Here is an 11071-nt window from a genome sequence, read left to right as displayed (position 1 = left end):
GAGATTATTCGTCGAATAATCTCGGGCCTAAACGTTGCACTAAAGAAGGCCGTTCCACAGGGGCGGCCTTTTTCGTTTTTGGCGAGGCTCAAATCGATGCTAAAATATATCACATTGAAATGTTTGGATTGAAAAGGAACCTCAGGATGCCTTTAGCAATACGTTCGCTTTGTTTTGCCGCAGCAATTTCTTTTTCAGCCACTTGTGCGTTTACACAACAAATTGCCGATCGTATTTATTCAGGCGGCCCCATTGTAACGATGAATGATGCGCTCCCTTCCGTCCAAGCGGTCGCGGTCAAGAACGGTCGTATTCTGGCGGTTGGATCTCTGTCTGATCTCTCGGTGCATGAAGGTGAGGGCACACAAACTTTCGATCTGAATGGGCGCGCACTTCTTCCGGGCTTTGTTGACAGTCATGGGCATGTTGTGATGGGCGGGCTGCAGGCATTGTCGGCCAACCTGCTTTCGCCACCTGACGGAGAAGTCACGGATATCGCCAGCCTGCAAGCCACACTGTCGAATTGGGCAGAAGAAAATTCAGAGGCCGTCGAACAGGTGAAAATGATCGTTGGTTTTGGATACGACAACGCTCAACTGCAAGAGCTGCGTCATCCCACGCGAGAAGACCTTGATGTAGTTTCCAAGGACTTGCCCGTCATAATTATCCATCAGTCCGGGCATCTGGGAGTCGCGAACACAAGGGCTTTGGAGTTGGCTGGCATTACGGCCGCTTCAGAAGCTCCGCCGGGTGGCGTGATTCAGCGCGATGAAGAAGGCGAACCCAACGGTGTTCTGGAGGAATATGCCTTTTTCTCGGTTCTTGTGCCGATGCTGGGAAATCTGGGTGAGGAAGGTCTAGTGGCCTTCGCCCGTGCCGGAGCCGACCTTTGGGCCAAGTTTGGGTATACGACCGGACAAGAGGGGCGATCTTCTGGTGAGATCGTAGAGGTACTAAGAAAGGTCGGTGCCACGGAAGGACTTCCCATCGACGTTGTCGCGTTTCCTGACGTATTGGAGGCCCGGGATTATATTCGCGACAACACCTCTGCGGACTACGTCGACCGGGTTCGGGTCGGCGGCTGCAAACTTACAATCGACGGGTCACCGCAGGGTTTTACTGCTTTGCGGGATCGTCCCTACTATGATCCAGTCGGCACCTATGATGCCGGCTACGCAGGATATGCTGCAATAACAATGGATCAACTGCAGGACGCTGTGAACTGGTGTAATGAGAATGGGTTCCAGATCCTTGTGCATTCAAACGGAGAAGGCGCGTCGGACATGCTGATTGCCGCACTGGAAGAAGCGCAACTCAAATATGGCGATCCGGGCAACCGCCCGGTTCTGGTGCACGGGCAGTTTCTGCGGGAAGATCAAGTGGCCAGCTTCAAGCGCCTCGGGGTCTTTCCATCACTTTTCCCGATGCACACCTTCTATTGGGGCGACTGGCACCGTGATCATACTGTTGGACCAGTGAACGCCGACAATATCTCGCCCACTGGATGGCTCCGCGAACGGGATATGATTTTCGGCACGCATCACGACGCGCCCGTCGCCTTTCCAGACAGTATGCGTGTTCTTGCGGCAACGGTGACCCGCCGCACCAGATCGGGTGATATTCTTGGGCCTCATCAGCGGGTTGATGTCATGACCGCCTTGAAGGCGATGACGATCTGGCCCGCGTGGCAGCACTTTGAAGAGGACAGCAAGGGCTCAATTGAGGTCGGAAAAGTTGCGGATTTTGTGATCTTGTCCGACGATCCCACGTCTGTGAATCCAGAGACTTTGGCGGGCCTCAAAGTGCTTGTAACCGTCAAGGGGGACGAGATTGTCTACGAGGCTGAGGAAGGCGTCGAAGAAGGCAAACTGCAGTTTTTCCCGTTTTCAACAGACCCTGTCATTGCCCATCTTTTCATGCACGCAGTCTATCAAGGTCTGAAGGTCGAAGAGCCTTGGCTTGTAAAGAACTAAGGTATGGTTGATGGGTTTAACTGCAGAGGCGTCAACTCGAGTCTGGTTGCAGGGTAAGACTTTATGGTGCTCTCATTGCGATGACGAGCGAAGGAAGTCATTTCGACAGCGCCCGTATTGCTTGTAGTGGTCTTGAGTATGCGGCGGCGCGGATGGGATTAATCGCCGAATAATCTCAGGCCCTGATGTTGATTCAACCGCTTATAATGCTGCGTTTTGCAAATAGGTTATTTGGGAACGCATATTCCATTCCACCAACGAGATTCCCGATTGTGCTTTGTCAGTCATGGTGTTTCTTTAGCCGTGCTGTCGCATGGGATGCCTTCCCCGCGCATAGGAGAGCTTAAGAATGGACGACATCGAAATACGCTTGACCCGCCGTCTGAAACGTCGAGGGTACCAAGTTTCCCCTGACAAAGAGACAGGCAGTTACATCGCAGGTCTGGGGTTCGATGTTGCGACAGTTTTCGATGTCGGTGTCGCCGGTGGGACCGCGCACCTGTACGAGGCTTTTCCGACGACAAAATTTGTGTTGATCGAGCCGATCTCTGAGTATGAGGACAAGCTGAGACGAAATTGGAGCGACAAGATCGACTTTGACTTTCATGCCTGCGGAGTCGGCTCCCAGGCCGGGCAAACGACGCTGCGTATTCCAACAGTCGGCCACCGCCCCATGGGCACGAGAGCTACCATGATGACGTTTGACGAGGCTGCGCGTGCCCATACTAAGGCCATCGAAGAACGTCAGGTCCCGGTTCGGACGTTGGACGACATCGCCGTGGATTATCAGGGGCCCTACGGGTTGAAGATTGATACCGAGGGTTTCGAAGTCGAGGTGATCCAGGGTGCTTCAGAAATGCTGAAAAACTGCGCCTTTGTCTTGGCCGAGGTCTCGGTCCGGCGCCGTTATGAAGGTGGCTATAAGTTCAGTGATTTTGTAGCCGTTATGGCTGCGCATGGATTTGAACTACACGATTTTACTCGGCCACCTTCGCCCGAGGCGACCGACTGCGATGCAATCTTCGCACCGTTTGAAGGCCCGAGATTTGATTATCGAGACGCCAAGCTGTCGCGCATCGTTCAGAAAAGCAAGTAAACCAAGAACATTCGACCGGGCAGGGTGTGGATATACTGCCTGGCTATCAAAATCCGGTCTGCCCCAGCCAAGGACTGGTGCTGTGCTAGATGACGTCAGCCAGCACCAGACGAATGACGTCTTCGCGTTTCAGGCCGCGTGCGCGCAGCTCGTCGTCGTTCATCAACCAATATGCGCGAATTCGGCGCACTGAAGACCGGGCCGCGGCGACCCGGTTCTGTAACATGCGCAGTTTTTGGGGCAGGATGCCGACAAACCCGACCGGGTAGGCGGTATACGGGCGGGGTGTGGTTGTTTTAGCCATGGACGTGTATCGCAGGTTTTGAAATGGGCCTTCGGCATCTAAACGATTGAAGGATGCTCAGGTAGCCCGGATTGTTCATATCCGATGTGCAGCACGCGCAATGAAGCGCCTTGTTAGAGCGCTGACTCTGCTGCCGCGCGCACATTGCGGATGTTTTCGCCATAGACTTCAGGGTTGGAAACCGAGCCACCCTTGAATACTGCCGAGCCAGCGACCAGAACATCCGCGCCTGCGGCTGCTACCAACGGTGCGGTGTTTGGGTCGACGCCTCCATCAATCTCGATATGGACAGGTCGATCGCCGATCATCTGGCGCAGGCGGCGAACTTTGGCTGTCATATCAATGAATTTTTGACCACCAAAACCGGGGTTCACCGTCATGACGCAGACCAGATCGGTCAGGTCCAACAGGTGTTCGACCGCTTCGGCCGGGGTGCCGGGGTTCAGGGCAACACCAGCCTTCATGCCAGCAGCGCGGATCGCTTGCAGGGTTCGGTGAGTGTGCGGCCCTGCCTCAACATGCGCGGTCAGGATATCGGCCCCGGCGTCGGCATAGGCTTGAATATAAGGGTCGACCGGAGCGATCATCAGATGGACGTCCATCACCGTCTTCACGTGTGGGCGAAAGGCTTTGACCGCAGGCGGGCCGAAGGTCAGGTTCGGAACGAAATGGCCGTCCATCACGTCCACATGGACCCAATCGGCCCCCTGCGCTTCGATCGCCTGAATCTCGGCGCCGAAATTGGCGAAATCGGCGGAGAGGATCGACGGTGCGATCTTGATGCTGCGGTCAAAGGACATGTGTGGCCTCGTTTCAATGTCTAAGAGTCGGCCCGCATATACCTGCGGTAGGCGCAGAAGTGTAGAGCCATCGATCTTTGGCGCTGCGTTACAAAACTTTCACCCAAGTTACACATAGCCGTTGAAGATTGCCTTTAGCAGACCGCCAACACGAACTGGGGGTGGCCTGTGCTGCACATCAAGAAACTGACCAAGCGCTTCGGTGAAAACGTCGCAGTCGATTCAGCCACGTTGGAAATAGATAAACCCTGCATGATCGGCATCATCGGTCGCTCGGGGGCCGGTAAATCGACGCTCCTGCGGATGATCAACCGTCTGACCGACGCGAGCGACGGAGAAATCCTTTTCGGTGGCCGTGATGTCACCAAGCTGAAGGGCCGCGACAAGCGTGCTTGGCAGGCCGATTGCGCGATGATCTTCCAACAATTCAATCTGGTGCCGCGCATGGACGTGGTATCAAACGTTTTGCACGGTACGTTGAACCGCCATTCTACGCTGGCGACCATGTTCAACCTGTTTCCTATGGCCGATATCCACCGCGCCATCGACATTCTGGACCGTCTGGGCATTGCAGAACACGCGCCTAAACGCGCCGAGGCGCTTTCAGGTGGGCAGCAACAGCGGGTCGCCATCGCGCGCGCTCTGATGCAGGACCCAAGCATCATTCTGGCGGACGAACCCATTGCCTCGCTGGATCCGATGAATGCGCAGGTCGTCATGCAGGCACTGCGCCGCATCCATGAAGAAGACGGCCGCACAGTAATCGCCAACCTGCACACGCTGGATACGGCTCGTCGCTATTGCGACCGCGTTGTCGGTATGCGTGACGGTCGCATCGTGTTCGACGGCCTGCCCGAGCAACTGACAACCGGCGTCGCCCGCGAGATCTATGGCGCTGATGCCAGCTTCTCGGAAGAGGCGACATCGACCGAGATTGAGACGCTGGATGCGACTCAGAAGGCCCTGATGGAAGCGGAAGCAACCATCTAAGCCAACCACCCCTTTCATCGACCGGCCGATGAAAGGCCGGCATATCAAACCGGAGAGAGACAGATGAAAAAACTGATGGCAGCCCTGGTGGCCACAACTGCAATGGCCGCGCCGGCCCTGGCCGCGGATATCAACGAATTCCGCATCGGCATTCTGGGCGGTGAGAACGCTCAGGACCGTCTGAACAACAACGAATGCCTGCGCGAATACACCGAGGAAACACTGGGTGTTGAAACCAAGCTGTTCGCACCGGCTGACTATGACGGCGTGATCCAAGGCCTGTTGGGCGGCACCATCGACATGGCGTGGCTGGGTGCTTCGGGTTATGCGAAAACCTACCTGTCTGATCCCGAAGCGGTCGAGCCGGTTCTGGTCAAGGTCAACACCGATGGCGGTTATGGCTATTTCTCGATCGGTTTTGCGCGCAAAGACAGCGGCATCACCTCGCTGGAGGACATGAAGGGCAAGACCTTTGGTTTTGGCGATCCGAACTCGACCTCGGGCTACCTGATCCCGTCGATCGAAATCCCTGCGGCAACGGGTTCCACCATGGAATCGGGCGACTATTTCGGTGAGGTGAAATTCACCGGTGGCCACGAGCAGACCATCGTTGCCGTGAACAACGGTGACGTCGATGGCGGCGTGACCTGGGCGGACGGTCTGGGCGATTGGGAAGATGGGTATCAGTCGGGCGCGCTGCGTCGCGCTGTTGATGCCGGTCTGGTCGACATGAACGACATGGTCCAGATTTGGAAATCCAAGCCGATCCCCGAAGGCCCGGTTGTTCTGCGCACCGCACTGCCTGCAGATGTAAAAGAGAAAATGACCGCTCTGATGGCTGGTCTGGCTGAGAAAGACCGTGAATGCTTCTACGGCGTTGCTGCTGGTGAAGCCCGCGCGTTCGAGCCGATCACCCACGAAGCCTACGAAGTCATTATCGAAGCACGCAAGCTGAAGTCCAACTAAGCCTGTACACCCCTAAGACCGGGGTCCGGTGTTCCAAGCCGGGCCCCGTTTTCCACTCAGGAGCATTCCATGACAGACCTGACCGCAGGGTCCCTGACCGTCGACCAGATCCGGGCCGACTATACCGAGATGACACGACGCAAGCGGGTCTATGGTGGTATTCTTCTGATCGTTTTCGTGGCCTTGATGGCCGCCGGGTTCCGCACTGCGGATGACCGCAACGCGGGCAGTTTCGCGGATGGTTGGCACCGTATCTTTGACTACCCGGCAGAGGTGCTGTCCGAAGCCTGGGAAAAGATCGACGCGTTGCCTGCCAATCTGGTCAAGTTCTTCCCTGCGCTGGTCGAGACGATCAACATCGCCGCTGCGTCCACACTGATCGGCACCATCGCGGGTACGTTCCTTGCGCTGATGTCCACACGTGGAATGGCGCTCTGGCCTGCGCTGATCCCTCTGTTCCGGCGTATCGCCGATATCTGCCGCGCAATTCCTGAAATCGTGATCGTTCTGGTCCTGATCTTTATTCTGGGTGGTGGCCCGGTTCCGGCGATGATCGCCATTGCAATCCATACGGCTGGCGCACTGGGCAAGTTGTTTTCTGAGGTGAATGAGAACGCCTCATTGAAACCGGTTGAAGGTTTGGCTTCGGTCGGCGCGAACTGGTCGCAGCGCATGTACCTGGGCGTGATCCCTCAGGTTGGGCCGAACTATGTCAGCTACGCGCTGCTGCGGTTCGAGATCAACATTCGCGCCTCGGCCATTCTGGGTTTCGTCGGTGCAGGTGGTCTTGGCTATGAGCTGCGCAACTCGATGTCCTGGGGGCAGGGCAAGTACGATCAGGCTGCCGCGATTTTCTTGCTGTTGTTCGTCACCATCGTTGTGGTCGACCAAATCTCGGGCCATCTGCGTGATCGCCTGACCCACGGATCCGAGAAAGGAGCGCGGGCATGAGCACCTTCGCCACTGACCTCACCCTTGATGAGTTGAAGGCCGAGGCTGATCGTCTGTTCAGCCGAAAGCGCCTGATCAATTTTGGATTGCCTGCGTTGGTGCTGGTCTATCTGACCTATGTGTTTTTCGCTTTCGACGTGCCCGGATTGGCCGGACGCGCCAACTGGGAAAACGGCAAGACGCTTGTGGCTGACAGCTACAGTTACAAAACCCACATCGAGCGTGACAATCGCACAGGTGAAGTCTCGGCCGCTATCGAAGGTGAGCGCAAGGGTGCATATCCCGAAGGCCAAGCGCCGGATTGGGTCGCTCTGGGCGAGACTACGGTGATTGATCTGAAAGACGGCCATATCGTGCGGTTCGGCCCCGAGACGGTGGAATATGACATCCCCGGTTATGGCACGGTGCGTGCAACGCCGACCCGTTCGGCGGGCGTTCAGGCCGAGCTGCCCGCAGGCGACGTGCCCGACTGGATCAATGTCTCAAAGAACCGGATGGCGATCACCACGGATGCGGGTCGACTGACCGTGACGCGCAACCGATCCGAGGTGTTCCGCTATTTCAACGGGTGGGAGCTGTTCTTCTTCACCCTCGATAGCCCCTACTATGGCAAGTCGTTCCCGCAACTCATGGGGCTGGCCGCAAATGGTGAGGCGGGCGCGATCCTGAATGATTTCTGGACCAACAAGATGTGGCGCCATCAGGACGTGGCCTGGGCCATTTTCGAGACGATCCTGATGGCCTTCCTCGGGACATTGGGGGCGGGCATGGTGGCACTGCCACTGGCTTTCCTTGCGACCCGTAACTTCAACCCGTTGCGTTCGGTACGGTTTCTCACGCGCCGTGTGTTTGATTTTGTGCGTGGTGTGGACGCTCTGATCTGGACCGTCGTTCTGGCGCGGGCTTTTGGACCCGGTCCGCTGACGGGTGCGCTGGCCATTCTGGTGACAGACACGGGGACGTTCGGCAAGATTTTCTCGGAAGCGCTGGAGAATGTGGATCAAAAACAGATCGAGGGCGTCCAATCGACCGGAGCCAATGCGCCGCAACGTTATCGGTTCGGGGTGATCCCGCAGGTGACGCCGGTGCTGCTCAGCCAGTTGCTCTATTTCCTCGAATCCAACACACGCAGCGCCACTGTGATTGGTGCGATTACGGGCGGTGGGATCGGTTTGTTGCTGACGCAGGCGATTATCACCCAGAAAGACTGGGAAGAGGTTGCCTACTACATCGTTCTGATCATCCTGATGGTGATGCTGATGGATTGGTTCTCGGGCTGGTTGCGCCGCCGATTGATCCAGGGCGAAACGAAATCCAAACGGGTAAAAACCAAGACCGCCTGAGTGTTGGTCCAGAGGAACTTTCATGCCAAGACTGCGAGCGGATCAGCCATTCATCCATCCCGATTGTGCGATCACCAACAGCACGTTTGGGGAATACGTCGAAATAGGTGCCGGGACGCGCTTGGCAAACGCGATCTTCGGGGATTATTCGTATTGCGACCGAACGTGTGACATTGCAAATGCGCGGATCGGCAAGTTTGCGAACATAGCCAGCTATACCCGGATCGGTGCGACGGATCATCCGTATGCCAAGGCTTCCTTGCATCATTTTTTGTACCGCTCAGCAGACTACTGGGATGACGCCGAAGATGACGCGGATTGGTTCCAGCATCGCGCAAGCCGGGTGACGGAAATTGGCCATGACACATGGATTGGCCATGCAGCTATTATCAAGCCCGAAGTTACCGTGGGTCACGGAGCAATCATTGCTTCTGGTGCGGTCGTCACCAAAGACGTTGCGCCTTACAGCATTGTGGGTGGGGTTACGGCCGGTCTGATCCGTCCACGCTACCCGGATGGCGTAGCAGAGCGTATGTTGACTTTGGCGTGGTGGGATTGGGACAACGCGCGTTTACGAGCCGCCTTGCCGGACTTTCGAATGCTCGATGCCGAAGCCTTTTTGGAGAAATACGAATAGGCCGAGAACCTGTTTGACATGTGCTCTCGCGCCCGCGTGCGCATCGGCTTCGCCGACGCGCTCTGGCGGCCTTGGGCCGGGCGCCGCGCTTTGCGCGGCGCTACGCCCAACGGGACGAGACCTCCGGAAGGAGGACAAAGACGGGCGGGAGCGTTCTGGTCCCTACTCGTTGTCCATCGTTAGTGTGACTCTTTCGCCGGCAAAATAGGTGCGTCCGAATTCAACGGGAATTCCGTTCGTATCTGCGTTTACGCCCACTGAGTACAGGACCGGAGCGCCTTCGCTGAGTTGCAGATGCAGCGCTTGTGTCGGCGTCGCGGCGCGGGCCGTCAGCCGTGTCGATAAACGAACGTAATCCTCGACCCCGCATTGCTGCAGCGCTTTGGTCACCGACCGGGTCTCTACCAGTGCGGCAAGAATGCCCGGCAGACGCCCAGCTGGAAAGACGCTTTGAAAAAGCCCTATCGGCTGACCGTCGGCCAGGGAAAGACCATCGTAGACATGAACGGCTTCACCTTCGGACAGTTCCAAAGCTTCAGCTTCGGCCACATCAGCCGTTCGCGTGGTGAGGGTAAGGATTTTCTTGCCAGGAATCTTGCCGCTGGCCGAAATGCTCTTGTGGTAACGTACGCGTTTCCCGATGGGGTAATCCGTCGGGCGCGCCGTCACGAAAACTCCGGCTCCTCGTCTCGAGCGTACCAAGCCCTGGTCAGACAGATCTGACAAAGCCCTGCGGACCGTATGGCGATTGACCCCGTATTTGGCAGCCAGCTGCGCTTCGGTCGGGAGGCGATCACCAGTGTTATAGCGGCCTTCTGCAATGTCGGTTGTCAGACCAAGAGCGATGCTTTTCCAAACTGGCGATTTGCCCATGTCACTAAATCTTCACAAGTAAGCGGATTGCGGCCCGCGGGGTTAAGATGTATTATTTGTCTAGTTGTATAGCTTGTGTAGACAACCCAGCCAAGAGGGTTCGATGGCAGATCTCGATAAACCAACGGATGCAGAACGTCGGCAATGGATGGGCGTGTTGGCCCGCGCGCCCGAGGACGCGCTGATGGCCCTTTGGGACAGAGTCCAACTGCGCCCGACATTTGAATGGCTACGCGCGCCCGAGATTGGCGGGGTAATGGTCCGGGGGCGCACCGGCAGCACGGGGGCGCCGTTCAATCTTGGTGAAATGACCGTAACCCGGTGTTCGCTGGTGTTGCAGGGCGGTGCCGTCGGTCATGGCTATGTTCAGGGCCGGTCGAAGCCCAAAGCCGAAGTCGCTGCCCTTGTTGATGCGCTGATGCAGACAACAGCAGCCGACGCCATCCGCGCCGAAATCATTTCCCCCCTGTCACGGCAGTTGCAGGACGCGCGAGCCAAGCGGGCGGCCAAGGCGGCGGCGACAAAGGTCGAATTCTTTACTCTGGTCCGAGGAGAAGACTGATGAGCGCGCATCCTCAATTCTCAGGTGGTTTTGCAAATGCCCCGATCGAGGCGGCCCACGCCTTTCGGGCCGCAATGACGGTCATGGCGCGACCTGGCGAAATCCGATCAATTGCGGGCGCGCGCCCACCCGAGCCATTGTCCCAAGCAGCGGGTACTTTGTTGCTGACCTTGTGTGACCCGGATACAGGGGTCTTTCTTGCAGGCGCAGCAGACACTGACGCAGTGCGCCAATGGCTGACCTTTCACACCGGCGCGCCGATTGTCAAAGCGTCCAGCGCGGATTTCGCAGTAGGGACATGGGCGGACCTGCAACGCAATTCCAACTATCGCATAGGCACACCGGAATATCCTGACCGCTCGGCTACTCTGATTATCGAGTGTGAAACGCTTGCGCAGAACGGGGCAACGCTGACAGGGCCGGGTATTCGGGACCGATCACAATTGCCTTTACCGGATGTCGCGGTCTTTCAGGGCAATTCGGATCTCTATCCTCTGGGATGTGATTTCTTTTTCACCTGCAGAGACAAAGTCGCGGCCTTGCCGCGCAGCACGCAAATAACGGCGGGATCATAAG

Annotated in this window: 12 protein-coding genes; 9 read left to right on the top strand and 3 right to left on the bottom strand. The window is 57.0% G+C overall.

From position 1 onward, the window contains the following. The first annotated feature begins 260 nt into the window (after window positions 1-260). Window positions 261-1973 carry an amidohydrolase gene (locus tag AC2FF7_RS10315; protein ID WP_480866361.1) on the top strand — a complete coding sequence of 571 codons (1713 nt, stop codon included), beginning with the start codon at window positions 261-263 and terminating at the stop codon, window positions 1971-1973. A gap of 349 nt (window positions 1974-2322) precedes the next feature. After that, window positions 2323-3069 carry an FkbM family methyltransferase gene (locus tag AC2FF7_RS10310; protein WP_496905603.1) on the top strand — a complete coding sequence of 249 codons (747 nt, stop codon included), beginning with the start codon at window positions 2323-2325 and terminating at the stop codon, window positions 3067-3069. Between the two features lie 85 nt (window positions 3070-3154). On the opposite strand, the gene AC2FF7_RS10305 is transcribed toward AC2FF7_RS10310, so the two are convergent. Beyond that, window positions 3155-3373, bottom strand: a complete 219-nt coding sequence (locus tag AC2FF7_RS10305; RefSeq protein WP_480866358.1) for a hypothetical protein — start codon at window positions 3371-3373, stop codon at window positions 3155-3157. Between the two features lie 113 nt (window positions 3374-3486). Further along, entirely contained in the window at window positions 3487-4173 is a 687-nt protein-coding gene (gene rpe, locus AC2FF7_RS10300) for a ribulose-phosphate 3-epimerase (RefSeq protein ID WP_170753549.1), read from the bottom strand. Window positions 4174-4341: 168 nt separating this feature from the next. Here rpe and phnC point away from each other — a divergent pair, with 168 nt between their 5' ends. The 5 genes from phnC (at window position 4342) to AC2FF7_RS10275 (ending at window position 9060) form a co-directional block, all read left to right on the top strand. Further along, window positions 4342-5163 carry a phosphonate ABC transporter ATP-binding protein gene (gene phnC / locus AC2FF7_RS10295; protein ID WP_209193932.1) on the top strand — a complete coding sequence of 274 codons (822 nt, stop codon included), beginning with the start codon at window positions 4342-4344 and terminating at the stop codon, window positions 5161-5163. A gap of 63 nt (window positions 5164-5226) precedes the next feature. Next, window positions 5227-6129 (top strand): phosphonate ABC transporter substrate-binding protein, encoded by a 903-nt coding sequence (phnD, locus tag AC2FF7_RS10290; RefSeq protein ID WP_480494071.1) that lies wholly within the window; start codon window positions 5227-5229, stop codon window positions 6127-6129. Window positions 6130-6198: 69 nt separating this feature from the next. Then, window positions 6199-7080 carry a phosphonate ABC transporter, permease protein PhnE gene (gene phnE / locus AC2FF7_RS10285; protein ID WP_496905602.1) on the top strand — a complete coding sequence of 294 codons (882 nt, stop codon included), beginning with the start codon at window positions 6199-6201 and terminating at the stop codon, window positions 7078-7080. Next, entirely contained in the window at window positions 7077-8423 is a 1347-nt protein-coding gene (phnE, locus tag AC2FF7_RS10280) for a phosphonate ABC transporter, permease protein PhnE (protein WP_496848574.1), read from the top strand. Before phnE (AC2FF7_RS10285) ends, phnE (AC2FF7_RS10280) begins: the two co-directional genes overlap by 4 nt. 22 nt (window positions 8424-8445) lie before the next feature. Next, window positions 8446-9060 (top strand): LbetaH domain-containing protein, encoded by a 615-nt coding sequence (locus AC2FF7_RS10275; protein WP_496905601.1) that lies wholly within the window; start codon window positions 8446-8448, stop codon window positions 9058-9060. Window positions 9061-9222: 162 nt separating this feature from the next. On the opposite strand, the gene phnF is transcribed toward AC2FF7_RS10275, so the two are convergent. Then, a complete protein-coding gene (phnF, locus tag AC2FF7_RS10270) occupies window positions 9223-9933 on the bottom strand; it encodes a phosphonate metabolism transcriptional regulator PhnF (RefSeq protein ID WP_480866348.1) in 711 nt (236 codons plus the stop codon). A 103-nt stretch (window positions 9934-10036) separates the two neighbouring features. Here phnF and phnG point away from each other — a divergent pair, with 103 nt between their 5' ends. Both phnG and phnH read left to right on the top strand, forming a co-directional pair. After that, a complete protein-coding gene (phnG, locus tag AC2FF7_RS10265) occupies window positions 10037-10495 on the top strand; it encodes a phosphonate C-P lyase system protein PhnG (RefSeq protein ID WP_480866347.1) in 459 nt (152 codons plus the stop codon). Beyond that, window positions 10495-11070, top strand: a complete 576-nt coding sequence (gene phnH / locus AC2FF7_RS10260; protein WP_480866345.1) for a phosphonate C-P lyase system protein PhnH — start codon at window positions 10495-10497, stop codon at window positions 11068-11070. The genes phnG and phnH overlap by 1 nt, the downstream gene beginning before the upstream one ends. The last annotated feature ends 1 nt before the right edge of the window (window position 11071 follow it).

This window comes from Ruegeria sp. YTSC325 (genome assembly GCF_059609525.1).
Note: the sequence above shows the minus strand (reverse complement) of the source record. Positions and strands in the feature narration are given on the sequence as shown.

Excerpts from the sequence above, each read along its gene's own strand:
- AC2FF7_RS10315 (WP_480866361.1), top strand. The coding sequence starts at position 261 with ATGAATGATGCGCTCCCTTCCGTCCAAGCGGTCGCGGTCAAGAACGGT.
- AC2FF7_RS10310 (WP_496905603.1), top strand. The coding sequence starts at position 2,323 with ATGGACGACATCGAAATACGCTTGACCCGCCGTCTGAAACGTCGAGGG.
- AC2FF7_RS10305 (WP_480866358.1), bottom strand. The coding sequence starts at position 3,373 with ATGGCTAAAACAACCACACCCCGCCCGTATACCGCCTACCCGGTCGGG.
- rpe (WP_170753549.1), bottom strand. The coding sequence starts at position 4,173 with ATGTCCTTTGACCGCAGCATCAAGATCGCACCGTCGATCCTCTCCGCC.
- phnD (WP_480494071.1), top strand. The coding sequence starts at position 5,227 with ATGAAAAAACTGATGGCAGCCCTGGTGGCCACAACTGCAATGGCCGCG.
- phnE (WP_496905602.1), top strand. The coding sequence starts at position 6,199 with ATGACAGACCTGACCGCAGGGTCCCTGACCGTCGACCAGATCCGGGCC.
- phnE (WP_496848574.1), top strand. The coding sequence starts at position 7,077 with ATGAGCACCTTCGCCACTGACCTCACCCTTGATGAGTTGAAGGCCGAG.
- AC2FF7_RS10275 (WP_496905601.1), top strand. The coding sequence starts at position 8,446 with ATGCCAAGACTGCGAGCGGATCAGCCATTCATCCATCCCGATTGTGCG.
- phnF (WP_480866348.1), bottom strand. The coding sequence starts at position 9,933 with ATGGGCAAATCGCCAGTTTGGAAAAGCATCGCTCTTGGTCTGACAACC.
- phnG (WP_480866347.1), top strand. The coding sequence starts at position 10,037 with ATGGCAGATCTCGATAAACCAACGGATGCAGAACGTCGGCAATGGATG.
- phnH (WP_480866345.1), top strand. The coding sequence starts at position 10,495 with ATGAGCGCGCATCCTCAATTCTCAGGTGGTTTTGCAAATGCCCCGATC.